Source organism: Arthrobacter sp. SLBN-83 (genome assembly GCF_006715285.1).
GTDB lineage: Bacteria > Actinomycetota > Actinomycetes > Actinomycetales > Micrococcaceae > Arthrobacter.
The window spans coordinates 2,277,408-2,302,396 of sequence record NZ_VFMX01000001.1; the positions used below are offsets into that span (position 1 = coordinate 2,277,408).

The 24,989-nt window shown below is 66.9% G+C and carries 27 protein-coding genes and 1 pseudogene; 12 read left to right on the forward strand and 16 right to left on the reverse strand.

Features of this window, described 5'->3' with window-relative positions:
* Positions 1-216: 216 nt before the first annotated feature.
* Complete coding sequence (locus FBY30_RS10510; RefSeq protein WP_235009405.1) at positions 217-1,827, forward strand: alkaline phosphatase family protein; 1,611 nt, start codon at positions 217-219, stop codon at positions 1,825-1,827.
* A 53-nt stretch (positions 1,828-1,880) separates the two neighbouring features.
* On the opposite strand, the gene FBY30_RS10515 is transcribed toward FBY30_RS10510, so the two are convergent.
* From FBY30_RS10515 to FBY30_RS10525, 3 genes are all read right to left on the reverse strand, one after another.
* Positions 1,881-3,089 carry a sensor histidine kinase gene (locus FBY30_RS10515; RefSeq protein WP_235009554.1) on the reverse strand — a complete coding sequence of 403 codons (1,209 nt, stop codon included), beginning with the start codon at positions 3,087-3,089 and terminating at the stop codon, positions 1,881-1,883.
* Between the two features lie 83 nt (positions 3,090-3,172).
* On the reverse strand, positions 3,173-3,919 hold the full coding sequence (locus tag FBY30_RS10520; RefSeq protein ID WP_142132819.1) for an ABC transporter permease: 747 nt from the start codon (positions 3,917-3,919) through the stop codon (positions 3,173-3,175).
* 58 nt (positions 3,920-3,977) lie between these two features.
* Positions 3,978-4,178, reverse strand: coding sequence for a DUF2795 domain-containing protein (locus FBY30_RS10525; protein WP_142132820.1), 201 nt, complete (start codon positions 4,176-4,178; stop codon positions 3,978-3,980).
* Between the two features lie 206 nt (positions 4,179-4,384).
* Between FBY30_RS10525 and FBY30_RS10530 the strand changes: the two genes are divergently transcribed.
* The 3 genes from FBY30_RS10530 to FBY30_RS10540 all read left to right on the forward strand — a co-directional run bounded on the left by FBY30_RS10530 (position 4,385) and on the right by FBY30_RS10540 (position 7,467).
* Positions 4,385-6,361, forward strand: a complete 1,977-nt coding sequence (locus FBY30_RS10530; protein ID WP_142132821.1) for an amino acid transporter — start codon at positions 4,385-4,387, stop codon at positions 6,359-6,361.
* Positions 6,362-6,497: 136 nt separating this feature from the next.
* Positions 6,498-7,016, forward strand: coding sequence for a GNAT family N-acetyltransferase (locus FBY30_RS10535; RefSeq protein ID WP_142132822.1), 519 nt, complete (start codon positions 6,498-6,500; stop codon positions 7,014-7,016).
* 79 nt (positions 7,017-7,095) lie between these two features.
* Positions 7,096-7,467: a hypothetical protein gene (locus FBY30_RS10540; protein ID WP_235009406.1), complete on the forward strand. Its 372-nt coding sequence runs from the start codon at positions 7,096-7,098 to the stop codon at positions 7,465-7,467.
* Between the two features lie 47 nt (positions 7,468-7,514).
* On the opposite strand, the gene map is transcribed toward FBY30_RS10540, so the two are convergent.
* Positions 7,515-8,288, reverse strand: coding sequence for a type I methionyl aminopeptidase (gene map, locus FBY30_RS10545; RefSeq protein WP_142132823.1), 774 nt, complete (start codon positions 8,286-8,288; stop codon positions 7,515-7,517).
* A 143-nt stretch (positions 8,289-8,431) separates the two neighbouring features.
* Here map and FBY30_RS10550 point away from each other — a divergent pair, with 143 nt between their 5' ends.
* Genes FBY30_RS10550 through FBY30_RS10565 form a run of 4 tightly spaced genes read left to right on the forward strand, consistent with a single transcriptional unit; the run spans position 8,432 to position 11,268 of the window.
* Positions 8,432-8,782 (forward strand): ArsR/SmtB family transcription factor, encoded by a 351-nt coding sequence (locus FBY30_RS10550; protein ID WP_142135147.1) that lies wholly within the window; start codon positions 8,432-8,434, stop codon positions 8,780-8,782.
* Complete coding sequence (locus FBY30_RS10555) at positions 8,779-9,480, forward strand: aquaporin (RefSeq protein WP_142132824.1); 702 nt, start codon at positions 8,779-8,781, stop codon at positions 9,478-9,480. The genes FBY30_RS10550 and FBY30_RS10555 overlap by 4 nt, the downstream gene beginning before the upstream one ends.
* Complete coding sequence (locus FBY30_RS10560) at positions 9,477-9,887, forward strand: arsenate reductase ArsC (protein WP_142132825.1); 411 nt, start codon at positions 9,477-9,479, stop codon at positions 9,885-9,887. The genes FBY30_RS10555 and FBY30_RS10560 overlap by 4 nt, the downstream gene beginning before the upstream one ends.
* Before the next feature lie 13 nt (positions 9,888-9,900).
* Positions 9,901-11,268, forward strand: coding sequence for an FAD-dependent oxidoreductase (locus FBY30_RS10565; RefSeq protein ID WP_142132826.1), 1,368 nt, complete (start codon positions 9,901-9,903; stop codon positions 11,266-11,268).
* A gap of 109 nt (positions 11,269-11,377) precedes the next feature.
* Here FBY30_RS10565 and FBY30_RS10570 read toward each other — a convergent pair whose 3' ends face one another.
* Entirely contained in the window at positions 11,378-11,812 is a 435-nt protein-coding gene (locus tag FBY30_RS10570; protein WP_142132827.1) for a hypothetical protein, read from the reverse strand.
* A gap of 76 nt (positions 11,813-11,888) precedes the next feature.
* A pseudogene (locus FBY30_RS20970) lies at positions 11,889-13,115 on the reverse strand (MFS transporter).
* Positions 13,116-13,340: 225 nt separating this feature from the next.
* Between FBY30_RS20970 and FBY30_RS10585 the strand changes: the two are divergent.
* The gene (locus FBY30_RS10585) at positions 13,341-13,739 is read left to right on the forward strand and encodes a DUF4259 domain-containing protein (protein ID WP_142132830.1); all 399 of its coding nucleotides are present in this window, start codon (positions 13,341-13,343) and stop codon (positions 13,737-13,739) included.
* A 21-nt stretch (positions 13,740-13,760) separates the two neighbouring features.
* Here FBY30_RS10585 and FBY30_RS10590 read toward each other — a convergent pair whose 3' ends face one another.
* From FBY30_RS10590 to FBY30_RS10605, 4 genes are all read right to left on the reverse strand, one after another.
* On the reverse strand, positions 13,761-13,940 hold the full coding sequence (locus FBY30_RS10590; protein WP_142132831.1) for a hypothetical protein: 180 nt from the start codon (positions 13,938-13,940) through the stop codon (positions 13,761-13,763).
* Between the two features lie 209 nt (positions 13,941-14,149).
* Entirely contained in the window at positions 14,150-14,980 is an 831-nt protein-coding gene (locus tag FBY30_RS10595) for an oxidoreductase (RefSeq protein ID WP_142132832.1), read from the reverse strand.
* A gap of 34 nt (positions 14,981-15,014) precedes the next feature.
* Entirely contained in the window at positions 15,015-16,043 is a 1,029-nt protein-coding gene (locus tag FBY30_RS10600; protein ID WP_142132833.1) for an aldo/keto reductase, read from the reverse strand.
* A gap of 9 nt (positions 16,044-16,052) precedes the next feature.
* Positions 16,053-16,934, reverse strand: coding sequence for an aldo/keto reductase (locus FBY30_RS10605; protein ID WP_142132834.1), 882 nt, complete (start codon positions 16,932-16,934; stop codon positions 16,053-16,055).
* 85 nt (positions 16,935-17,019) lie between these two features.
* On the opposite strand from FBY30_RS10605, the gene FBY30_RS10610 reads away from it, so the two are divergent.
* Complete coding sequence (locus FBY30_RS10610) at positions 17,020-17,916, forward strand: helix-turn-helix transcriptional regulator (RefSeq protein WP_142132835.1); 897 nt, start codon at positions 17,020-17,022, stop codon at positions 17,914-17,916.
* Positions 17,917-18,074: 158 nt separating this feature from the next.
* On the opposite strand, the gene FBY30_RS10615 is transcribed toward FBY30_RS10610, so the two are convergent.
* From FBY30_RS10615 to FBY30_RS10630, 4 genes are all read right to left on the reverse strand, one after another.
* Positions 18,075-18,656: a hypothetical protein gene (locus tag FBY30_RS10615; protein ID WP_142132836.1), complete on the reverse strand. Its 582-nt coding sequence runs from the start codon at positions 18,654-18,656 to the stop codon at positions 18,075-18,077.
* Between the two features lie 218 nt (positions 18,657-18,874).
* Entirely contained in the window at positions 18,875-19,240 is a 366-nt protein-coding gene (locus FBY30_RS10620) for a DUF7793 family protein (protein WP_142132837.1), read from the reverse strand.
* A gap of 292 nt (positions 19,241-19,532) precedes the next feature.
* Positions 19,533-20,156, reverse strand: coding sequence for an ANTAR domain-containing protein (locus FBY30_RS10625; protein ID WP_142132838.1), 624 nt, complete (start codon positions 20,154-20,156; stop codon positions 19,533-19,535).
* Positions 20,157-20,335: 179 nt separating this feature from the next.
* Positions 20,336-21,547 carry an alcohol dehydrogenase catalytic domain-containing protein gene (locus FBY30_RS10630; protein WP_142132839.1) on the reverse strand — a complete coding sequence of 404 codons (1,212 nt, stop codon included), beginning with the start codon at positions 21,545-21,547 and terminating at the stop codon, positions 20,336-20,338.
* 265 nt (positions 21,548-21,812) lie between these two features.
* On the opposite strand from FBY30_RS10630, the gene FBY30_RS10635 reads away from it, so the two are divergent.
* Positions 21,813-22,088 (forward strand): hypothetical protein, encoded by a 276-nt coding sequence (locus tag FBY30_RS10635; protein ID WP_142132840.1) that lies wholly within the window; start codon positions 21,813-21,815, stop codon positions 22,086-22,088.
* Positions 22,089-22,127: 39 nt separating this feature from the next.
* Here FBY30_RS10635 and FBY30_RS10640 read toward each other — a convergent pair whose 3' ends face one another.
* On the reverse strand, positions 22,128-23,102 hold the full coding sequence (locus tag FBY30_RS10640; RefSeq protein WP_142132841.1) for a type IV toxin-antitoxin system AbiEi family antitoxin domain-containing protein: 975 nt from the start codon (positions 23,100-23,102) through the stop codon (positions 22,128-22,130).
* Between the two features lie 159 nt (positions 23,103-23,261).
* Positions 23,262-23,645 (reverse strand): hypothetical protein, encoded by a 384-nt coding sequence (locus FBY30_RS10645; RefSeq protein ID WP_142132842.1) that lies wholly within the window; start codon positions 23,643-23,645, stop codon positions 23,262-23,264.
* Positions 23,646-23,903: 258 nt separating this feature from the next.
* On the opposite strand from FBY30_RS10645, the gene FBY30_RS10650 reads away from it, so the two are divergent.
* Positions 23,904-24,911: an MIP/aquaporin family protein gene (locus FBY30_RS10650; protein ID WP_142132843.1), complete on the forward strand. Its 1,008-nt coding sequence runs from the start codon at positions 23,904-23,906 to the stop codon at positions 24,909-24,911.
* The last annotated feature ends 78 nt before the right edge of the window (positions 24,912-24,989 follow it).

Genomic DNA, 24,989 nt, shown 5'->3' on the forward strand with positions numbered 1-24,989 from the left:
ATCACTGCCAAGCGGCGATGTGCGAGGGTGTAGCCACCCATCGGCGCTGAAGGCCTTCCGGCTGCGGATCTGCCGCGTGCGCGCCGTCCGGAACGCCGGAGCGACAGGAGGGTGCCATGCGCATCAGCAGCGAAAACAGCACCCCGGGCGGACCGTGCTGCAGTGATTAAGCTCAGCGGTCCCAGGTGGCGGCCGCTGGCCGCAATGCTAGTTGGCGTGGGGGGACTCCCGGCCGCGGCCGCCTGGCTGGTGCTAGGGATGCTGCTGACCTACGTCCTGGCAGGAGGCGGGTCCACGGCCGGTCCGGAAGGCGCTGCCGCCGGAATCAGCAAAATCAAGCATGTAGTGATCATCACCCAGGAGAACCGCTCCTTCGACACCTACTTTGGCACCTTCCCTGGCGCGGACGGCATCCCCATGCAAAACGGGAAACCTGCGGCATGCCTTCCGGACCCGGCCAGCGGCGGATGCGTCAAGCCCTTTTACAACCCAAATGACAGCAACGCCGGTGCCCCGCACAGCCACAACGACGAAGTGGCCGACCTCAACAACGGGGCCATGGACGGGTTCGTGGCCCAGGCGGAAAAGGGCCTCGCCGGGTGCACGGCCACGCAAGCCAACTGCCGCTACAAGGCCGCCGCAACCGACGTGATGGGCTACCACGACCAGCGGGACCTGCCCAACTACTGGGACTACGCCAGGAACTTCACCCTCCAGGACCACATGTTCGCCGCCGCGTCTGCCTGGAGCCTGCCGGCCCACCTCTACCTGGTTTCTGAATGGTCCGCCAAGTGCACCAAAGCCGGGGACCCGTCGTCGTGCTCCAACGCCCTCCAGAACCCCGACTCCGGCCCGGACCCGGAAATCATCAACAACACCCTGATCGGCAAATGCCAGGCAGCCGCGGACCTGGCCCCTTGCAGGGAAGCCCTGGCAAGCGCGGGGGTCAGTGCCGGGCTGGCCGCGGAACTGGACCAACTCATCAGCACCAGCTGCAAACCTACGGACACCTACCCTGCCTGCCAGGCCGCCGTCGACGCCGCCAATGTTCCGGACGGTCTGAAACAGCAGCTGTCCCAAGCCGCCAAGCACCTTCAACAGCCTGACTATGCGTGGACGGACCTTACCTACCTGCTCCACCAGCAGCACGTCCCCTGGGCCTACTACGTGTTCAACGGCACCGAACCGGACTGCCGCAATGACGCCGCCACCTGCGCCCCCATCAAACAGGATGCGAAGACCCCCGGCCTGTGGAACCCGCTGCTGTACTTCGACACCGTCAAACAGGACGGCGAACTCGGCAATATCCAGCCCCTCACAAACTTCTATGACGCGGCGCGTCAGGGTACGCTGCCCGCCGTCACGTGGATCGCTCCCACGGACAAGGTCAGTGAACATGCACCGGCAAAAATCAGCGCCGGCCAGGCCTACGTGACGGGGCTGATCAACGCCATCATGAGCGGTCCTGACTGGGACAGCACCGCCATCTTCCTCAACTGGGATGACTGGGGTGGGTTCTACGATCATGTGGCACCACCGGCGGCGGATGCCAACGGCTACGGGTTCCGGGTGCCAAGCCTGATCATCAGCCCGTACGCCAAACAGGGCTACATCGACCACCAAACACTGAGCCAGGACGCCTACCTCAAGTTCATCGAGGACGACTTCCTCCACGGCCAGCGGCTGGACCCGGCCACCGATGGCCGTCCCGACCCGCGCCCGGATGTGCGGGAGAACAGCCCGCTGCTGGGCGACCTGACCAAGGCCTTCGATTTCAACCAGGCGCCCCTGCCGCCACACATCCTGGCCAACGCCACCACGTACTAGCGCGGCGCGGGAACAGGAAGCGGCGACGGGCGGCGTTCCAGCTCCCGCCGCGCCTAGCTCGCGCCCAGGTGGACGGTGACCATGGTGCCCGCGCCGGGAACCGGACCTAACTCGAGCCGGCCGCCGTTCGCCGAGGCGATGCGGGCAGCAGTGGCCAGGCCCAGCCCGGTGCCCGGCGGGTCATCCTCCCGGTACAGGCGGACCAGGGGATCGAGGACGCGTTTACGGTCGGCCTCGCTGATGCCCTTGCCGTTGTCGATCACCCGCAGCGTTGCCCCGTCCTCCGAGCGGTGGCCGGTCACCCGGATGACGGGAGGGACGCCGGGCCGGCTGTAGGTGATGGCGTTGTGGACCAGGTTCTGCAGCAGCACGCGCATCTGGACGGCGTCCGCGGTGAAGGCCAGGTCGTCGCACTCCACGGATGCGCCATATGTTTCGATGCTGGCTGCCAGGTCCTGCCTGACGTCCCCCACCAGGTCCGCCAGGGACACCTCGGCTGGCCGGACATCCCCGCCGATTGTGGCGTAGGACAGGACGTCCTTCACCATGGACAGCATGCGCTGGCCGGAACTGGCCACCGTGTCCAGGTAACCGGCAATGGCTGGATCATCGAGCTCCCCGGCCTCGTCCCGGGCCAGTTCCACAAACCCCAGAACCGAGGTAAGGGGGTTGCGCAGGTCGTGGCTGATCCGGCCCGCGAACTCAGCCAGGAGTGCATTGCTGCGGTGGGCCTCGGCCAGGGCGTCGGCGAGCTGCCGGGCACGGTGTTCCAGCTGCAGGGCGTCCACTACCTCGGCGGCGAGGATTTCCAGGCCTTTGAGCTGCCGGTCGCTCAGCTGTCCGGTTTCCCGGGCCCCTGCGCACAGCGTGCCCAGGACAAAGCCGTCCTCGGCAACCAGGGGGATGGAGGCGTAGAACCGGATTTCGCCGCGCCGGCCGTCCACGTAGGGGTTGGTGTTGTAGCGCGGATCCAGCGAGGCGTCCTCCAGCACGGTGGGGGTTCCGCTGAGGAAACCGACGGCGCACATCGAATCCTCCCGCGAGCACAGGTACGGCTCCATGCCGGCGGTTGCCACCTGGTACTGCATGTCCTGGGTGATGATGTTGATGGCCGTGACCGGCTGCCCGCAGACCGTCCTGGCCAGCTCAACCAGGTTCTGCAGGCGCTCGGAGGGGAGGGGGACCGCGATGTCCAGGTCTTGCCCCGGCACGGGGAGTCCTGTCCTGGCCAGGATCGCGTCCCTGGCCAGTTCGCTTACCATCACAGGCGGGAACCTTGCGCACACATCGCACTATCATGGCAGATCGCGGAACCCGGCCCTTCACACCGCGCCCGGGCCCGCGGCTAGAGCGGATCGGGGCGCACCTTGACGTTTCCCAGGGAGCGGATCAGCGCCACGGCGGTGATGGATCCGGCGGCCATGATGGACGCCAGCACCACCACCTGGAACCGGCCGGCCTCCAGGGGTGAGGCGCCACCGAAAATGGCGCCCACGAACGCACCGGGCAGTGTGACAAGCCCTGTGGTCTTGGTCTGGTCCGTGGACGGGATCAAGGCCGAGTGCACCGCCTGCCGGGCCTGGATCAGGGTGGCCTGCCGGGGCGTTGCGCCCAGTGCCAGCCAGCCCTCCACCTGGTCCCACTGCTCCAGGACGGCCTCGAAGAACCGGCGGCCCGCAAGCGTGGCAATGGTCATGGAATTGCCGATCACGATCCCGGCCACTGCCAGTGCATACCGCGGCGAAAACTCGATGGCACCTGTTCCGAACACGATGGCCACCGTGACCAGGATGCCCGCGGCCATCGTTGCGGCCACCACGGCAAAGCGCCGCCAGGACCAGGTGAGCCGGCGGGTCGCCGTTACGGATGCCACGCTGAACATGACCAGCAGGGCCGCGCCCACCCACAGCGGGTTGGTGATGACCCCGCCCAGCACCAGGCTGATCACCGCCAGCTGGGCCGCGCCACGGAGGATGGCAAGGGCAGGGGAGAGGTACGACGGCGTCCGCGCGCCCCACAGGATGCCAACCGTCAGTGCCGCCAGGATGGCAATGGCCACCAGGGTGGGCAGCAGGGCGGCAAGGGCGGGCATGCCGCCAGCTTAGCGAAGCAGGGGGCCGGCCACCTGCTGACCGGCCCCAGCAAACGCCCTAGGAGTTGCTGTCCGAAATCGCGGAGCTGACCGCCGTCGGGCTGTCGTATTCGCGGTCGGGGAGTGCCTCGAGGGCCTCCATCACGTTGTTGTCGGCACCGGATTCCTTGGCACGGGACAGCAGGTCTTCGCGCTTCGCGGGGTAGTCGATGCCGCTCAGGAACTTCTGGATCTGGATGGGGTTGGGGGTGTCTGCCATGGTGCCGGGTTTCCTTTCGGTGTTTCCTCTGCCTTCCGTGGCCACCACGTTCAGGCCGCGGTTGACCCATCCTAGTCCCGCCGGCGGCTGTCCCAAACCAGGCGTCAAGGATTCATTAAGAAATCCCGTTTTGGCGCTTCGGAGGTTTTGGCCGGTGTTAGCTTCGCAGGTGGTCGCGGTGCAAAGGGCAGCGCGGAAAGGCAGACATGACCACGTTAAGCAGGCCCCCGGCGGATCCTTCCGCGCAGCACGCGCGCGGAAGGAAAGCGTTCCAGGGCTGGCTGCTGTTTGGGCTCCAGGACAGCAAGGGCGCACATCCCGGCCCGGGCGGCGTGCCGACGCAGCACGAGAAGAAGCACTCATGGTGGCAGGTCATGTGCCTGACGGGCGTGGACTACTTCTCCACCCTGGGCTACCAGCCGGCCATCGCCGCGCTCGCCGCCGGGGTCATCTCCCCGCTGGCCACCCTGGTGCTGGTGGCGGTGACCCTGCTGGGTGCCCTGCCGGTGTACCGCCGGGTAGCCGGTGAAAGCCCCCGCGGTGAGGGCTCCATTGCCATGCTCGAGCGGCTGCTGCCGCGCTGGGGCGGCAAACTGCTGGTGCTGGTCCTCCTGGGGTTTGCAGCCACTGACTTCATGATCACCATGACCCTGTCGGCAGCGGACGCCACCGCGCACCTGCTCGGCAACCCGGTGGCGCCCGGGTGGCTCCAGGACCAGAACGTCCCGGTCACACTCTTCCTGCTTGCCTTGCTGGCGGCCGTGTTCCTGCGCGGGTTCAAGGAAGCCATCGGCATCGCCGTCGTCCTGGTGGCGCTCTACTTGGGCCTGAACGCCATCGTGGTGGCCGTTACTTTCGCCCAGGTACTCTCGCACCCCGCAGCCGCAGGAGACTGGTGGACCAACCTGTGGGTGTCGCACGGAAATCCGGTGATGGCCGTCGCCATCGCGCTGCTCGTGTTCCCCAAACTGGCCCTGGGCCTGTCCGGCTTCGAAACCGGCGTGGCCGTGATGCCGCAAGTCCTGGGGGCCCCGGAGGACACGGAGGAAAACCCGGCCGGCCGCATCCGGGGTACCCGGCGCATGCTCACCACCGCCGCCGTGATCATGAGCGCCTTCCTGCTGACCTCCAGCTTCATCACGGTGGTCCTGATCCCCGAACAGGAGTTCCAGCCCGGCGGCCAGGCGAACGGCCGCGCCTTGGCCTACCTTGCGCACGAATACCTCGGCGTGGGGTTCGGCAGCGTTTACGACATCAGCACCATCGGCATCCTCTGGTTCGCCGGCGCATCGGCCATGGCCGGCCTGCTGAACCTGGTGCCGCGCTACCTGCCGCGGTACGGCATGGCCCCGGCGTGGGCCAAGGCCGTCCGGCCGCTGGTGCTCGTCTTCACGCTGGTCGGCTTCCTGATCACCTTCATCTTCAAGGCCGACGTCGATGCCCAGGGCGGTGCCTACGCCACCGGCGTCCTGGTGCTGATGACCTCCGCCGCGGTGGCCGTCACGCTGTCCGCGCGCCGGCGCAGGCAACGGAACCTCACCGTGGGTTTTGGCGCCATCTCCGTGGTGTTCGCGTACACCACGGTGGCCAACATCTTTGAACGGCCCGAGGGCATCCGGATCGCCGCCATCTTCATCCTGGGCATCATCGTCATCTCGCTGCTGTCCAGGGTCCGCCGCTCCTTTGAACTCCACGCCACCCGGGTGCACCTGGACCAGCAGGCCCTGGAGTTCATGTCCAGCACCCTGGACGGGCCTATCGCGATCATCGCGCACGAGCCGCTGCGGATGACCGCGGAGGCCTACCGGGACAAACTCGAGTCAGCCATCGAGGTCAGCCACCTGCCGCTGGCCGGCGACGCCCTGTTCCTCGAGGTGGTGGTGGATGATTCCTCCGACTTTGAAACCGAACTGCACGTCCGGGGCGTGAACCGGCACGGGTACCACATCCTCGAAGTCCACGGGCCGGTGGTCCCCAACACCATCGCCTCCGTCCTGCTGCACATCCGGGACGTCACCGGGCTCATGCCGCACATCTACTTCCGCTGGACCGAGGGCAACCCCATCACCAACCTGGTGCGGTTCCTGTTCCTGGGCGAGGGTGAGATCGCGCCGGTCACGCGGGAGGTCCTTCGCGAGGCCGTTCCGGATGTCACGCAGCGCCCGTGGGTGCACGTCGGCTGACCGCGGCCGCAACCCGGACGGCGTCCGCTTCCCCCGCCGCGAGATGGCACTTGACGGCAATGTTTCCGCGGAGCATTGCCGTGAACTGCCATCTCGCGGGAGGGAGGAATGCTGCAGGCGAACCATAATGGGACGCATGGACAGTCCCGCCACCATCCGCCCCATGTGCCCCGACGACTGGGACGCGGTCCACGCGATCTACGCCGCCGGAATCGCCACGGGGGAGGCGACCTTTGAGAGCGAACCGCCCACCTGGGAAGCGTTCGACGGCGTGCGGCTGCCACGGCACCGGATCGTCGCCGAAGATGCGGGGAGCGTTTTGGGCTGGGCCGCCGTCTCGCGTGTTTCGTCACGTGAGGTGTACCGGGGCCTCGTGGAGCACTCCATTTATGTGTCCCCGCAGGCACAGGGCCGCGGCGTGGGCCGGCTGCTCCTGAATGCCCTGATTGAATCAACGGAAGCGGCGGGCATCTGGACCATCCAGTCCAGCATCTTCCCCGAAAACGCGGCGAGCCTGGCACTGCACCAAAAGCTGGGCTTCCGGGTGGTGGGAACCCGGGAGCGGATCGCCCGGATCAGCCACGGCCCCAAAGCCGGCCACTGGCAGGACACCCTGCTCCTGGAACGCCGCAGCCACGTAGCCGGGACCGAATAGCAGAATTTCCCGGCGCCAGGTCCGCGCCTGCGGCCCATGCCTAGACTGGACATATGCGGGTAGTGAACCCCGGGGGCCCATGATGAACCTGCAGGCGATGTTCGTGGGCGCCCTGTTGTCCGCCGCCGTTGCCCTGGTCCTGCTCCTGCTGGCACGGAGGGAACGGCGCGCGGGCGTAGTGGCCACGGCAGCAGCTGCTGCCCTCCTGATGCCCATGGCCTGGAACTCCATCCTGAACTGGACCGGCGCGATTGGCCTGTTCTCCCACGACCTGCCGTTCCCGCCGTTCCCCATCAGCTGGCAGGACACGGGAACCGGAGTGTTCACCCTTGCCGGCGCCGCCATCGCCCTGATGTCCGGGCCCTGCAGGCGCGATGCGGCCCGGAGTGTGGCAGGGACGGCGGCCCTTACCGCGCTGGCCGCCCTGCTGGTGGACGTCTACCTCTACTGAACGGCGCCAACCCAGTCGCGGCAGCGGGGCTAACCCGCCCCCGGCACCTACCGTGACGGCAGCGTCAGGATCTCCGCGCCGTCGTCGGTAATGGCAATGGTGTGCTCCGTGTGGGCCGTCCGGCAACCAGTGGCGCTCCGAAGCGTCCACCCGTCGTCGTCCGTCACCAGCTCCGCCGTGTCCGCCATGATCCACGGCTCCAGCGCCAGCAGCAGTCCGGGGCGGAGCTTGAAGCCGCGGCCGGGCCGGCCCATGTTGGGCACGTGCGGGTCCTGGTGCATGGTGGAGCCGATGCCGTGGCCGCCGAACTGGGTGTTAATGGGGTAACCCGCATCAGTGAGGACGCGGCCGATGGCGTAGGAGACGTCGCCGATCTTGGCATTCGGCCCGGCGGCAGTTATCCCTGCGGCCAGTGCCCGTTCGGTGGTTTCGATCATCGCCACGCTTTCCGCCGGTTGCGCATCCCCGACAAGAAAGCTGATGGCGGCGTCGGCGGCTACCCCGTTCTTGACGACGGCGAGGTCCAATGTGAGCAGGTCGCCGTCGGCCAGTTCGTAGTTGTGGGGCAGCCCGTGCAGCACGGCATCGTTGACGCCCGTGCAGATGTAGTGGCCGAAGGGCCCGCGGCCGAATGACGGCGCGTAGTCCACGTAGCAGGACTCCGCCCCGGCCTCGGTGATCATCTCCTTGGTCCACTGGTCGATATCCAGCAGGTTGGTGCCCACGGTGGCGCGGTTCTTCATGGCCTGCAGGATGTCAGCCACCAGGGCGCCGGTCTCCCGTGCGCGGGCCACTTCAGCGGGGTTCAGGATCTCGATCATTGCGGCGCCCTTCGTCTGCGGCCAAAAGCTCTAGGGGCCATCCTATTTGCCGTTGCTCCGGGCATTGCAAGGGGCGGAGAAAGGCGGCGGGATTTGTGTGGATTGCCAAAGACATAGATGAGTGTAAATATTTATGTATGTCTATGTCTTTGGAGCTGACCCCGGTTCAGGCCGTCGCCTGCTGCGCGCCGCTGGCAAGGGAGCCGTTGTCCGAGCAGGAAGCTGAGGGAATTGCCCCGCTGTTGAAGGCGCTGGCCGATCCGGTCCGGCTGCGGCTGATGTCCATGGTTGCCTCGCATGAGGGCGGCGAAGCGTGCGTCTGCGACCTGAACGACGCCTTCGAGCTGTCCCAGCCCACCATCAGCCACCACCTGAAGATCCTTCACGAGGTGGGTTTGCTGGACCGGGAAAAGCGCGGGGTGTGGGTTTACTACCGCGCCCGGACGGAGGCGCTGCAGAACCTGGCCGCACTGATCGGCGGGCAGGCCAAGTGACGGTCTTGGTCCGCCGCGCCGCCGCAGAATTTATTGGCACCGCGTTCCTGGTCATGGCTGTGGTGGGCTCGGGCGTGATGGCGTCGCAGCTTTCACCGGACGACGCCGGCCTGCAGCTTTTGCAGAACAGCCTCGCCACGGGTGCCGCGCTGGTGGCGCTCATCGTGGCACTGCAGCCGGTATCGGCGTCGTTCAATCCGGTGGTGACCCTTGTGGAACGTGCGCTGGGGATGATCGACAGCGGGACGGCCGCGGCCCTGATCGTTGGACAGGTCCTGGGCGGCCTGGCCGGAACCGTGGCCGCGAACCTGATGTTCGGGCTGGACGCCGTGTCCTGGTCCACGCACCAGCGCTCAGGGCCCTCACTCTGGCTGGCCGAAGTCATCGCCACCGTGGGGCTGCTGCTGGTCATCTTCGGAACCGTCCGTTCCGGCCGGGCGGATCGGGTGGCCTTCGCCGTCGGAGGCTACATCACCGCCGCGTACTGGTTCACCAGCTCCACCAGCTTCGCCAACCCGGCGGTGACCATCGCGCGGACCGTCACGGACACCTTTGCCGGCATCGCACCGCCGTCGGCCCCTGCCTTCATCCTGGCCCAGCTGCTTGGCGGCGCCGCCGGCTACGTCCTGGTCCGTTTCCTCTACCCCTCCATCGCCACTCCCGCCGTCGCCACGGCCGATCGAAAGGTTCTCTCATGAGCCGCAAGCCCTCCGTCCTCTTCGTCTGCGTCCACAACGCCGGCCGCTCCCAGATGGCCGCCGCCTTCCTCACCAGCCTCTCGCAGGGCGCCATCGAGGTCCGCTCCGCCGGCTCGCAGCCTGCGGACAAGGTCAACCCGGCCGCGGTCCAGGCCATGGCAGAGGTTGGCATCGACATGTCCGCCGAGATTCCCAAGATCCTCACCACGGAAGCCGTACAGGACTCGGACGTGGTGATCACCATGGGCTGCGGCGACGAATGCCCCTACTTCCCCGGCAAGCGCTACGAGGACTGGGTGCTGGAGGACCCCGCCGGCAAGGGCGTGGACTCCGTCAGGCCCATCCGCGACGAAATCAGGACCCGCGTCGAAGCCCTGATCGACTCCCTCATCCCCGCTTCCGCCTGAAAGGTTTGACGCCATGACATCACTGGAATCCCTGCCCGTTGCCGTGATCGGCGCCGGCCCCGTCGGCCTGGCCGCGGCCGCGCATCTGCTGGAACGCGGCCTGGAGCCGCTGGTCCTGGAGGCCGGCCCCACGGTGGGCGCTGCCATCCGTGCATGGGGCCACGTCCGCGTGTTCTCCACCTGGAAGTACAACCTCGATCCCGCCTCCGTGCGGCTGCTGGAACGCTCCGGCTGGGAAGCGCCACGACCCACCGCCCTGCCCTACGGCTCCCAGATCGTCTCCGAGTATCTGGAACCCCTGGCCGCAACGCCGGAACTGAAGGACCGGATCAGGACCGGGTCCAGGGTTCTCGCCGTCACCCGACAGGGCATGGACAAAGGCCGCAGCCAGGGCAGGGACAGCGCCCCGTTCCTCCTGCGCGTAGAGCACGACGGCGGCAAAGTTACCGAGGTGCTGGCCCGCGCCGTCATTGATACGTCCGGAACGTGGAGCACCCCGGCGCCGCTGGGATCCTCCGGGCTGCCGGTTCCGGGAGAAGCTGAAGCACGCGCCGCCGGGCTGGTCACGGGGCCGCTGCCTGATGTTTCCGCCGGCGGTTTCGCCGGCCGCCGCACCTTGGTGATCGGTTCCGGGCACTCGGCGGCCAACATGGTCCTTGACCTGGCCCGCGTGGCCCGCGCCAACCCCGGCACGGAAGTCCTCTGGGCCATCCGCGCCGCCACGCCTGCCCGTGCCTACGGTGGCGGCGACGCCGACCAGCTGCCTGCCCGCGGCCAGCTCGGGGCCCTGCTCCGCACCGCCGTCGAGAGCGGGGCCGTCCAGCTCCTGACCAGCTTCCGCACCGCTTCCATCGACGTAAATGCCGACTCCGTCACCGTGCACGCCGCGGACGGCCGCAGCGTCGAGGTGGGCCGGGTCATTCCTGCCACCGGGTTCCGCCCGGACCTGGCCATGCTCTCGGAGCTGCGGCTGGACCTGGACCCGGCCGTGGACGCCCCCAAGGCGTTGGGCCCGCTGATCGATCCGGACTTCCACAGCTGCGGCACGGTCCCCGCCCACGGCGCCCGGATCCTCGAGCAGCCGGAGAAGGATTTCTACCTGGCCGGCATGAAGTCCTACGGCCGGGCGCCCACGTTCCTCATGGCCACCGGGTACGAGCAGGTCCGCTCCATCGCCGCCGCCCTGGCCGGAGACACCGAAGCAGCTGACACCGTGGAACTTGAACTGCCGGAGACCGGCGTCTGCTCCACCAGCATTCCCGACGATGCAGGCGACTCTGTTGGCGACACCTGCTGCGCCGCCCAGGCACCGGTACCCGTGAGCATCGGGTTTCCCACGGGACTCCAGCACGGCCGTACGGGCGAAACCATCTCGGGGTAGGTGCGGCCTGTGTCCTGAGGCAGGTCAACGGAAAATCCCCGCCTCGGGGACTATTCCCCCACGCGTGGAGCGGGGATTTGTCTGGGAAACGGGGATAAGTGGCGTCCACTTATGAAGCCGACGGGTCCCCCCAGTTGATGCCGATGGAACGGCCCCGGGCAAAATGGGCGTTCGCGATCTCATTGACTTCGCGGAGGCTCTTCCCCGGGTGGGCCAGCCGGATCCATTCGTAGTCCCATTCCTGCAGGTCACGTTCGCGGCCGGCCCGTTTTTGGCTGCGCATGTGGGCTGTGAGGTCATCGCCGCTGATAACAGGGCGGGGCGGGGCCACGACGGGCTGCGGGCTGGGCGGGGGGATCGGGGCCGGACGTGCCGGGGCCTTCGCAGTGCGGACCAGCGCCGCCGTCACCGCGACCACGCCAAGGCTGATGAGAATGACCCACCAGAATTTAATGATGAGGGCTATGACGATCAGGACCAGGAAAGGGGCACACCCAATGGTGCCGCCACCCTTGCTGCCCGAGCGACGCCTCTTTGCTGCCATTGTGGATCCTCTTGCGACTTGATGGAGCGTTAGGAACCACTCTGGCACCGGGCAGGGGCCGTGTCATGAGTATTTACTACTCGAATTTGGGCCCCTCGTTGAGGTCCCCGGCATGGCTGCCCTGTGCTCGGTGGAGCGCCACCATGACGGCAAGTCCCAGCCAGGTGGCAGTGCCAAATATCACCAGCGTTGCTCCGGCTCCCAGTGTCTGGGCACCGAGGCCAAGCAGCGAGGCGCCCAGTGGTGTGGAGCCGATCAGCAGGAGGACGAAGATACTCATGACGCGGCCGCGGAGCCGGTCGGTCACCAGGTCCTGCAGGCGCGAATTGACGGTGGTTGTGAACGTTATGCCGGCGAGTCCGGCCAGGAACATCAGCACAACGCTGAGGGGGTAGGACCGGGATAAGCCAAGCCCGGTGAGGAAGGCCGCCAACATCGCGGCTGACGTGATGATGGTGCGTTCCTTACCACTGCCAATGATCACAAGGCCTGCCCCTGCGGCCAGGGACCCGGCGCCGAGGGCGGCCATCAGGGCGCCGAACCCGGCTGGGCCGCTGCCAAGTAATTGGTCGGCAATCAACGGCGCGGCCACAGGCCAGTTGAATCCCAGAGTCCCCACGATGGCGAGCATTCACAGGATGAAGGCCGCTGCCGGTGTCCGGACTGCGAACGCGAGGCCCTCCCGCAGGGCGCCTCGCGCTTTGGGTTGCTTACCCTGGACGTTGCGGAGCTCGGACCGGCGCATGAGCACAAGGGCCAGCAGGGACGCGCTGAAGCTGGCGCCATTGATAAAGAACACGGCATAGGCAGGCAGTTGGGAGATGGCCAGGCAGCCCAGGCCGGAACCGATCATCCGGGTGGCATTGAACTGGAGGCTGTTCAATGCAACGGCATCTGCTGTGAGGGACTTGCCTACCATTTCGGCGATGAAAGCTCGCTGGGCAGGATTGTTGAATGCATTGGAGAGGCCGAGCATGACGGCAAGAAGGCACAGTTGCCAGATTTCCGGAGTTCCTGTCAGGAGCAGGGCGCCGAGCACCAGCGCCTGCAGCGCGGCCGATGATTGTGCGGCCAGAAGGATCTTCCACTTCGAAGACCGGTCGGCAATGACCCCCGCGGGAAGCACGAACAGAAGCATCGGGAGGAACTGAAGCATGGTGACCAGCCCCAGGACGGCAGCAGATTTGCTGATCTGAAGGACCAGCCAGGCCATTGCGACGGTCTGCATCCATGTCCCGGTACCGGACACGAGCTGGCCCGCCCAAAACAATGCGAAGTTCCGCTCATGCAGGGCGCGGAGCATGTCGGTGACCCTGCGTCGCCGGCCGGCCGGTGCCCCCGCAGGGGGAGGGCCGAACACACCATCAGACACACCCCTACTGTCGCTTCATGTCTCGCTGTTGGTTAGAGGCCAACGACTCCAACCCCAGGGCCTTCGCGTTGGTGGACGGCACAGGTGGGTAGGGTCTTTGGAACTAGGGCCAGGCATATCAGTGGTGCATGACCCGAACACCGGAAGGGGCGATTGATGGGCGCTTGGGGCTACTTACCGTTTGAGAACGACGACGCGCTGGACTGGCTCGACGAGCTCGACGGCGGCGGAGCGGAGGTGGTACGCCAGGCACTGTCGAGGGCGGGTGACAGGTACGTCGAAGCCCCGGACGGGGCGGTCGCCCTGGCGGCCGCCGAGGTCACTTCGGCCAGCCAGGGCAACCCGTTGGGGGAACTGCCGGAGAACGTCACTGACTGGGTGACCGCCCACGGGGCCGCAATCACCGCCGAGGACGTGGAGATGGCCCTCGAGGCTGTCGAACGGGTGGCGGGGGCGAGGTCCGAACTGGCAGAGCTGTGGGAGGACGCCGACGAACCCAAATGGCGCGAATCGCTCGGGGACCTCATGGAGCGGTTGCGAACCGCACTGCGGTAGGCCCGGCCAGAAGCTGGCCCGTCACAGCGGGATCCGCGCTGCATCCTCCTGAGGGCCGCCCTTTGGACCCTGCACTCTTTCTTCGGCGACAGCCGGTGGCTGCCGCCGAGCCTTCGCCAGGGACACCAGCAAAGTGATGGTGGTGCCCAGCCAGGCAAGCCCGGTGAGGATCACCAGGACGATCGCGGCCAAGGGGTGCATGGCGACAGCCTACGACCGCGTGGCCGGAAGTTCCGGGCGCAACTCCGCAACATCCGGACCCGAAAAATGCGAAGAAGGCGCGTGTCTGTTCGCTCCGCGACGCGCCGGCCCGTTTTCGACGCGCATGCTCCATTTCGCCCGCTGTATATGCGGGTCGGGCGGGAACCTGCGCGTCGAAAACGAAGGTGCGCGTCGAAAACGGCGGAGGCCTACTCCGTAATGTCGGTGCCGGTGCTCAACTCCTGCCACTGCTCCAGTTCCGCGCGCTGCGCTTCCGCCACCTTGCCGAAGGCGCCGAACGCGTCAGTGCCCAGGACCAGCAGGCCCGGCGGATTGGGGGATTCGACGACGGCGATGATCGCCCTGGCTGCCTTGTCCGGGTCGCCGGGCTGGTTGCCGTGGGCCGTGTCGTGTTCCTTGCGGCGCTTGCCGGCGGTGTCCGCGTAGTCGTCGATCGCCGAAGCGGACTGCGTGAGCGAGCGGCCCGCGAAGTCGGTGCGGAATCCGCCTGGCTCGATGGCGGTGACGTTGATGCCCAGCGGCTGCAACTCCTGGCGCAGCGATCCGGACATGCCCTCCAGAGCGGCTTTCGTGGCGGCATAGTAGCCGGAGCCCGGCGGCGTGATCCGGGCGCCGATGGAGGATATGTTGAGGATGGAGCCGGCCTTGTTGGCGCGCATGCCCGGCAAAACCGCCTTGATCATGTCCACCGCACCGAAAAAGTTCGTGTCGAACAAACGCCGGATGTCGCCGTCGTCCGCTTCCTCCACGGCCGCCCGGTAGCCGTAGCCGGCGTTGTTCACCAACACGTCGATGCTGCCGAACTTCTCCTCCGCCTGCTTCACCGCGGCGGCGATCTGCGCCTTGTCCGTGACGTCCAGGGCCAGGGGGAGCGCGGTGTCCGGGAAGCCTGCGGTGATGTCCTGCACGGCGCCAACGTTCCGGGCGGTGACGACGGCGTTGTGCCCGGACGCGAGCACGGCTTCGGCGAGTGCGCGGCCAAGTCCGGTGGAGCAGCCTGTGATGAGCCATGTTGCCATTGGTGTTTCCTTTCGTAGGGTGACGTTCGGGCGCTTAAGCCCGGTGCCGCCGTCGTGCGTTTGCTGTCAGTTCGTGGGCGCCGTAGCTGTTGTCGTCCGGGTTGACGGTGACGCCGGGGGCGACGAGCTGGTCGATGCGGTCCAGCACCTCGGGGGCCAGGACGGTGTCCGCGGCCGGAAGGTAGGACTCCAGCTGCTCCATGGTGCGCGGACCCACGATGGCCGAGGTGACGCCGGGGTGGTTGATCACGAAGGCTATGGCCATTTCGATGAGCGTCACCCCTGCCCACTCTGCAACCTGCGCCAGCTCCTCCACGATGTCCAGCTTGCGCTGGTTGGCGGGCTGGGACATGTCGAAGCGGGCGCTGGGGCGCGCCGAAGAGGTGGGCCGGGACGCGGAGTCCTTCCGCCACCGCCCGGAGAGCCAGCCGCCGGCCAGCGGGCTGTAGGTCAGCGTCCCCATGCCATGCCGCTGCACCGTGGGGAGCACATCCTCCTCGATGCCGCGGACCAGGATGGAGTAGGGCGGCTGCTCGGTGACGAACCGCTCCAGGTTGCGCTCGCGGGACGCCCACTGCGCCTCCACGATCTGCGAACCGGAGTAGGAAGAGGAACCGATGTACCGGACCTTGCCCTGGCGGACCAGATCGGTGAGGGCGCCCAGGGTTTCCTCCACGTCCGTATCGGGGCTGGGCCGGTGCACCTGGTAGAGATCGATGTAGTCCGTGTTCAACCGGCGGAGCGAGTTCTCCACCTCGCGCATGATCCACCGCCGGGAGCCGCCGCGCTGGTTGGGGTCCTTCTCATCCATCGGCATGAAGAACTTGGTGGCGAGGAAGACGTCGTCGCGCCTTCCTGCGATTGCCTCGCCCACGATCTCTTCCGAGGCGCCGCCGGAGTACACGTCCGCGGTGTCGATGAAGTTGATGCCGGCGTCCAGGGCGCGGTGAATGATGCGGGTGGCGTCGGCGCGGTCGTTGTTGCCCCACGGGCCGAACATCATGGCGCCGAGGCAGAGGGGGCTGACCTGCACGCCGGTGCGGCCAAGCGGGCGGTATTCCATTGCTTCTCCTTACGCTTCCGGGATGACCATGGCGAACCGCTCCGGGCGGGCCACGTCCGGGTCCGGGCCGCTGCGCACGCCGGAGTCCAAGGCATCGATGCTGGCGAGTTCCTCCGCGGAGAGCTCGAAGTCGAAGACGTCGAAGTTCTCCGCAATCCGGCTTGGGTTGGTGGACTTGGGGATGGCCGAGCGGCCCTGCTGCAGGTGCCAGCGCAGCATCACCTGGGCAGGCGTCTTGCCATGAGCCTGGGCGACGGCGGCAATCACCGGATCGCGCATGACGTTCTTCCGGTTCTCGCCCCAGCCGGGGTAGAAGGTGATGCCGCCGATGGGCGACCACGCCTGGGTGAGGATGCGGTGGTCCTCATCGATGGTCTGGACCGCCGGCTGCTGGAAGTACGGGTGCAGCTCAATCTGGTTGACGGCCGGGACCACATCGGTTTCCGCCAGCAGCTGCTGCAGGTGGTGCGGCATGAAGTTGCTGACGCCGATGGCGCGCACGCGTCCGTCCTTGAGCAGGGTTTCCAGGGCCTTGTAGGCGGCGATGGTCTTGTCGAACCGGTCCGGGGCGGGCTGGTGCAGGATGAGCAGGTCCAGCTGTTCCACGCCCAGCTTGCCCACGGCCTTGTCCCACGCGTGCAGCGCCTCGTCATAGCCGTAGTCGCTGACCCACACCTTGGTCTCGATGAAGACGTCGTCGCGCCTTAGGGCCGACCGCCGGATGCCTTCGCCCACCTCCCGCTCGTTGCCGTACGCCGCGGCGGTGTCGATGTGCCGGTAGCCGACTTCGAGCGCTGTCTGGACGGCCGCCGTCGTCTCTTCCGGGGGACTTTGGAAAACGCCCAGGCCGAGCGCTGGCATGGTGACGCCGTTGTTGAGTTTGAGTTCCATGCCTTCACGCTATGTGGGTGTCCGCGATTGTGGGAGGGCTTGTCAGTCCCTCCTTCAGGGGGTGGGGCACGCGTACCGTGGAGGCATGACCAACAGCGATGACGTGCGGAAATTCCTGACCTCCCGCCGCGCCCGGCTCACTCCAGAGGAGGCCGGGCTGCCCGCGTACGGCGGGACCCGTCGCGTGGCGGGGCTCCGCCGCGAGGAAGTGGCCATGCTGGCCGGGCTGAGCGTCGACTACTACATCCGGCTGGAGCGGGGGAACCTGTCGGGTGCGTCGGACAGCGTCCTGGAGGCACTGGCGCGGGCGCTGCAGTTGGACGACGCCGAGACGGCCCACCTTTTCGACCTTGCCCGCGCGGCTACTTCGGCGCCGCGGGTGCGGCGGAAGCGGAGTCCCTTGACGGTCCGCCCCAGCGTGCAGCGGGTCATCGACGCGATTACGACGGCGCCGGCCTGGGTTAGGAACGACCGCGGCGACGTGCTGGCCGCCAATGAGCTGGGCCGGGCCCTGTATATGGAGATGATGGCCGAGCCGGTCACGCCGCCGAACAGTGCGCGGTTCACGTTCCTGAACCCGAAGGCGCGGGAGTTCTTCCGGGACTGGGAGCGGAGCGCGGACGACATCGTGGCGGTGCTGCGGTCCACGGCCGGGAGGAACCCGTACGACAAGGACCTCTCGGACCTGATCGGCGAGCTTTCCACCCGGAGCGAGGAGTTCCGCATCCGCTGGGCCCGGCACGACGTGAAGTACCACCGCACCGGCCGCAAACGCCTGCACCACTCCATCGTGGGGGACCTGGACCTGACCTACGAGGCGATGGAGCTCCCCGCGGACCCGGGGCTGCGGATCAACATCTACACGGCCGAGCCGGGCACGCCGTCCGAGGATGCGCTGAAAGTCCTGGCCAGCTGGGCCGCCACGCAGCGGGCTGTTGCTGAGCGTGCTGCCCTTGAGGTCCCGGTCCAGGAGGGCACTTAGGCCTCGCGCAGCGCTGCTGGGCTGGTGTTCGTTTTCGAGGCGCATATTCCATAGCGCTGCGCATATTCCTTTGCGCAGCGCAGATGCGGGCCGCGAAAAGGAATCCGCGCGTCACGGGCGGTTTTGCGCGTCGGCATGCAGGCCAACAACCCGCGGTTTTACGACTCCGCGTTGATGAACCCAATGATGATTGCCGTCCACCAGCACACCTGCGACACCACCAGGCAGGCCAACAAGTGCACGCGCTGGCCAAGGGATAGGCCCGTGAAAGCGGTGTCCTCCGGCAGCCGGGCAAGCCGCCGCATGAGGGGGATAAGCATGATCCCGTTCAGGCTGAGGACAAGAACCGCAGCGAGCTTGACGTCGGTCATGGGGTTTTCCAAATGCGGGCTTAGGAACGCGCCGGTGGCGAGCAGACCGGCCAGGCCACCCCAGATCAGCGGAGTCGCGGCCCCGTCGAGCCGAATGATCTCGCCAAGCCCGCGCCGGCGGATTAGCCACAGGAAACCATGCCAGTCCACCAGGATGATGGCGCCGAAGGCCACAACCAGGCAGAGGTCATGCACTACGAGGTCGATGTTATGGACAAACCCGTCGAGGTTCAGCAAGGGTGACAGCGTGACGGACAGCAGCCATGCCACCACGGCCGCGCTGGCAAGTGCAACAACGAGGCGCCGGGTGGACCGCTCGGATTCCCGATGCCGCCTGATGGTGCGGCGACTGACCGGGATGTAGCTCATGACATACCTCTGGGGAGACCCGTCAGCTGTGGCCCTCCCAGCAAGGCCCGGAATAGCTCCAAGATAGCCCCGCCTGTAACGCCCAACAACAAGGGGTGCCGTGAGGCCACGCATATCCGTTATCGAGGTGCGTGTTCACTGCCGCTACCCAACTATGGGGTGCGAAAAGGAATTCGCGCGTCACCGGAAGTTCTCCGCGTCGAACGTATGCGTACGCCCTAGGGCAGCGCCGGGCCCTCCACCAGCCACGCCATTGCCTCGTCCATTGACGTGAAGTACCGGGTGGGGTGCACCGGCTTGTGCCGGCCGGTGTAGAAGCTGGCGAGGGTATGGTCCACGGGGGAGGTGCCCACCACCGCCGCACGTGTCAGCGGCCACGTCCCGGCGAAGGCCTTCAAGGCTCCCTGGTCAATCCACTCCACACCCGATATTTCCACCAGCAGCGGAAGGGCGCGTCCGCCGCTGAGCTCCCTGGCACGCTTCATGAGCGCCACAGCGTCGCGTTCCGTGACCACATCACCGTGCCCCCACTTCAGGTGCAGCAGGTCCCCGGAGAGCTCGATGGTCCCGGTGATGTCTTTCATGCCTACTACTTTGCTGCTCATTCACGGCGTACAGCAACACGGCAGCGCAAACCGGACCCCAGAAGCGGATGGGGAAGGGACGGCCTTGTCCCCTCCCCACCCCTCCGCACCAGGAACCCCCCAATATCGGGGAGCGTCGCTCCGGGCTTCCTGGTGCCTTCCCCGGCCGATTGGTCGGGCATCGAATTGACGAAAAGACGTTTTCGTCAATTCTGCTAGAAGTGTGGCCTGTGCTCCGGTGGGAGGTCAAGGGACTTTGGTACCGGGTGTGCAGGGCTGCCTTGAATGGGAATCAGGCTCGCGGGCCGTCCTGCTGGTCCTGCAGCTCGCGTGCGGCAGCGGCCCGAAGGGTGAGGTTGGCGTTGTGTGCCGTCATGATGAGCTGCTTTGCCGCCTCGTCCAGGGTGCAGCCGCATCGGGCAGCTATTGCTTCGCACGCGTCGGCAATCACCGCCCGCGAGGCCAGGGTGTGTTCGAGCTCCGCAAACTGCTCGTCGGAAAAGGTTGCCGGGCCCGTGACGCCGGAAGCCCGCGGGGCAGCTTGTGGCGGCACCGTTCCGTACGTCCGGCGCGGGGCGTAATGCGTCCGGGCCACAGCAGCGGCCACCTGCGCCTGCAGCACGGATCGAGCTGCGGCAAGCAAATTGGCCACTTCGGGGCAGGCCAGCCGATACACCAGCCGCCCCTCAAGACGTTGGCACTCAATCAGCCGCTGGCTCCGCATTTGGGTCAGGTGGCGGGACAGATGCGAGGCCTTCTCCCCGGTACCCTCGCACAGTTCCGGGATGGACGACTCCCCGCCAGCCAGCAGGTCCAGGACCTGTGCCCTCACCGGATGGGCCGCAGCCTTGAATACCTCCGCGAGAGCCAACATCGACGGCCGTGCCCCGTCTGCATCAGGCACTTGATTCGTCACGGTTTCCCACCCCTGCCTTGTCCGGCCCCACCAGGGAGACACGCCAATGTGTTGACGCCTAAGATCGTCCCCCGCAAGCACGTGTCAGTGCAACGGGTTCGCCCCATCAAAAAGACAGCCAAAACGGACGACGGCGGCCCGCACCAAAAGGAGCGGGCCGCCGGTCATGAAGGGGGAGGCTACGCGGTGGTCAGCACCGTCTTCAGCCAGCCTTCCTCGCGCCGGTCGAAATTCAGGTAGGCGTCCACCACGTCGCTGATCGGTTCGTGCTGGGTAATGAACTTGGTGGGGTCGAAGACGCCGGACGCCACCAGGTCCACCAGCGGCGGCGTGACCGAGCGGTGGTCGCAGTTGCCCATCCGGATGGTCAGGTTCTTGTTCATCGCCTGGCCGATCGGGTAGGTCATCATCGCCGGGCTGTACACGCCGATGATCCCGATCCGGCCATACTTCCGCACGGTCTCGATGCTCCACTGGGAAACCTGCGACGGCGCATTCCCCGGCACCCAGTTGTCGCCCTGCACATTGGTGGACGGCGCAACCTCGGCCACTTCCTGCGCGAACTGCTCCGCCTGCTCCTCGGCCTTGGCGGCTGCCGGTCCGGCCCAGGGCCGCTGCGCATCCACGCCCACGGCATCGATCACCGCGTCCACGCCGATTCCCTGCGTTGCCTCCTGCAGGGCCTCCACGGGGTCTTCGCTGTTGAAGTTGATGACGTCCGCGTTCTGGTCGAGCGCCTGGACCAGCCGGGTTTCGATCCCGTCAATCGCGAATACCCGCGACGCACCCTGCCGGAACGCCGACGCTATCGCCAGCTGCCCAACGATGCCGGCGCCGTACACGACCACGGTGTCGCCGCGCTGGATTCCGGCCAGCTGCGCGCCGAACCAGGCCGTAGGGAAGATGTCCGAAAGCAGGATCGCCTGCTCGTCGCTGACGTTGTCCGGCAGCCTGGTCAGGGTGTTGGAGGCCCAGGGGATCCGCGCGTACTCTGCCTGCAGCCCGTTGATCGGGCCGGTGGTCTCCGGGCCGCCAAAGAAGCAGGTCCCCGCCTGCGGGCCGTTCGGGTTGGCCACGTCGCACTGCGCCGTATGCCCCGCGCGGCACTGCCAGCACACCCCGCAGGACATCGTGGAGGACACAATCACGCGGTCCCCGGGCGCGAACCGCCGCACCGCCTTGCCCACGGCAGTCACCTCGCCCACGGCCTCGTGGCCCAGGATCGTGCCTTCCTTCATCCCGGACATGGTGCCGCGGATGAAGTGCAGGTCCGTGCCGCAGATCGCGCTGCGGGTGATGCGCACAATGGCGTCGTTCGGATCAAGGATGGTCGGATCGTCCACGTTGTCCAGGCGGATATCGCCTTCTCCGTGCCATACAAGAGCTTTCATGATGGGACTCCTTTTACGCGCTCAAACCGCCGAATAGGGTTCTGGTCATCAGGCACTGCATGCGCCCAGCTGCAAGATAGTAAGCCTACTGCCTATTTTCCCGTAGGGCGAGACCACCCGTCCAACTCAGCGGTCGCGCATCCCTGTTTCCGCTGCGCATGTTCCTTTTCGCGCCCCGCATTTGGGCCGCGAAAAGGAATATGTTGCCGTGGATTTCGCATCTCCGAGTAGGCTCGGTTGGACCAACGCCTGAGGGGGCAGACGCATGGGGGATGAGCCGGAGGACGAGCGCGGCGAGCGGATCGCCGCGTGGCTGGCAGGGGGCGAACGCTTTGACAAGGTGTTCGGCTCGTGGGCGAGTGCCGTCGCGGCCCTCCTGGTCATGGCGCCGTCGGTTTACCGGTTCTTTAACGGCCCGGTGCAATGGTACGACGTCGTCTCTGTGATTGTGGGTGCCGGGTTGATCAACTTTCATGCGGTGCGGGTGGTCCGGCTCCGGTGCGCCGCTGCGCATGTTCCGGCCCGGCGCGCAAATTCCTGAGCGTTGCTCATATAAGTGCCGCGCCGGGGAGGGGGCGCGTCATGGGGGGTTTTGCGCGTCGAAAACAGCGGAACGCGTACGACGGCGGCCCACACCTGCCGCCGCCAGCTTCCGTTCCAGCGTTCCGGCCACGGCGAGGTCCGCCCAGTCCCACCGCTCAACGCGGAATCCCAAGGAACGGAGCCGGTTTTCGCGCTTCTTCTCGTCCATAACTGCCTCCGATGTGGTCCTGCCCTTGAGGAACTCGGGTTTGACGTACTTCTCCTCGCCGTCGAACTCGCCAACGATCCCCGACTCCTTCCAGTAGAAATCCGAGTACCCCACCAGCCCGCCCGCGTCCGTAAAGCGCTGCTGGAGGATCGGGGGTTCGAAGCCGGCCACGTGGATCAGCGCTCGGCTCCAGGACTCGCCCGCTGAAGCAGACGCGGGATCGGCAAAGGCGATAGCAGCCCGGATCCTGCGCGCCGCCGCCGCGGAGTAGGTCTGACCGATGCCCGCCTCCAGCTCCGCCTTAGTCAGGGCAGGCAATTGGCGCGCAGGGTCCGGCCGCAGTACATGGTCCAGCGGCGCGATGGCTTCGGCGAACGGGCTGAAGGCCGCCAGGTCCAGGACAGTCCGGACGCGGTCGGTGACCAGGAGCCCCTCCAACTTGACCGCCCTCAGGCCCGCCCGCGAAGCGAAGTGGCGGCTGACTCCGGCACGGGACCTCCCGCCGTCGTTCTTTAGCGTGAGGGCCTGTACCGGGTGGTTCTGTCCGATGAACGGGATGTCCCACACACTGGCTGAGGAGTGCCGGGCGAAAATAGTGGGCTTTTCAAACGTTTCCCCTGCGGCCTGGACCCGGACGCGGTACTGCTCCCACGGCTTCATGGCCCGCCATCTTGGTCCGTCGACATACACACCGTGCCGGACCCGCACCAAGGCGCCGGAGCGTACACGCTTGGCCAGGTCGTTGGCGCTGAGTCCGTGCAGAATGCGGTCCCGGGACAGCAGGAACGGCGGGAGGTCGGTCATGTACCCACGGTGCCGGGCAGCGCCGTTGCCCGGAAGCGGCCTCTGCGGCTATGTGGAAAAGCGCCGGTGCGGGTTCAGGCAGGAAAGTGCGACGCCGGCAAGCACCAAAGCGGCCCGCCACCTTTTGCAGGTGGGCAGGCCGCTCGGCCAGGTCGGGGGCTACCGCTCCGCACGTGCGTCCGGGGTATCACCCGGCTTGCGCGTGGGCTCCACGCTGCCGCCCTTCCCGTAGTCACCTTTGGGGTACCGGCCGGTTTCGGATGCCGCGGACCGTCCGGGTACCGGTCCGGCCTCGCCGTAGTCGGCCTTCACGTAGCGGCCGGCCCCCACTGTCCTGTCGCCCAGGGGTTCGGGCAGTCCGCCTTCGGCGCCCGCCCCGCCGTAGTCCCCTTCGACGTACTGGCCCTCTTCATCCTCCGCATGGCGGCCCCGCTGCGCACCGGCCTTGCCAAAGTCGCCCTTGACGTAGCGTCCGCGCAGCTCCCGTTCCTCCGGTGTCTGGTCCGCGGTCGGGGTGTTTTCGATGCTGCTGCTGTCGTTCATGGTCTTGCCTTTCCGAACGAACTCCACGTCCCTGTATCGGCAACCTGGACCTGTCCGGGGTGTCTCTTCCCTGGCGGATTCCGGCTCCCCGCCGGCTCAAACAAGGCGGTATGCCTGCCTGTCGGAATTGCCGTCCGGCGGAGCCGGCTGTCGGTCTGTTGCCTAGGGACACTTTCGGCGTAGCATAAAAGTACTCAGATTGTCAATTGGTCCTGAGGCGAGGCCAATAACCCAAGAAATCGCAAAGAAGGTACTGCGATGAGTGATGTCACTCCACTGAGAAATGCGGTCCGCAATGGCAGCGGGCTCAAGCGGTTGGGTGGAACCTGGGGCGAGCTGCTTGCGGAATTCCTGGGCACGTTCGTGCTGATCGCGTTCGGCGACGGCGTCGTGGCCATGGCGGTCGCCGCGTTGCCCGGATCGGGCCGCGCCCAAACATCCACCACCATCTTCATGGCCGCGGGCGATTGGTTGCTCATTGCGTGGGGATGGGCCCTGGCCGTGGCGTTGGCCGTCTACGTAGCCGGCGGCGTCAGCGGCGCCCACATCAACCCGGCGGTGACGATTGCTTTCGCGGTCCGCCGCAAGTTCCCGTGGCGCAAAGTGGGCCCGTACATCGTGGCCCAGGTGGTGGGAGCTTTCGCCGGGGCGGCGTTGGTGTACCTGCTGTACTACAACGCCATCGACGCCTATAACAAAGCCGTTGGCACAGGCCGTGGCGACGCGAAGGGGCTGGCCACCTACTCCATCTTCGCCACGTTCCCGGCGCCCTACTTCAACGGAAATGCCGTGGGTCCGCTGGTTGACCAGATCGTGGGCACGGCATTCCTGGTGATGTTCGTCGTGGCCATCATCGACATGCGCAACACGGCCGTCCAGGCGAACCTGGGCCCGTTCATGATCGGGCTCGCGGTGGCCGCCATCGGCATCTCCCTCGGCGCGAACGCCGGCTACGCCATCAACCCGGCCCGTGATTTCGGCCCACGGCTCTTCGCATGGATGGCCGGATGGGGCCAAACGGCGCTGCCTGGCACAGTTGACGGCGCGTTCAGCTGGTACTTCTGGGTGCCCATTGTCGGCCCGATCGTCGGCGGCGTGATTGGCGTGCTGATCTACGACTGGTTCATCGGTGACGTCCTCGACGCCCGCGCACGGACGCAGGAATCCACGCCTCCGGGCCGCGCCGGCGGCGAAACGCCTCCCGCCACCGAGGCTGCGACGTCCGTTCCGGAGACCCGGACCACCCCGAAGCGCAGGGCCGCCTGACGCGCAGCCAGCCACAGGCAGGGAAAGCACGACGGCGGCGCCTCCTGGGAGCGCACGCTGGCGACGCGCATGTTCCCC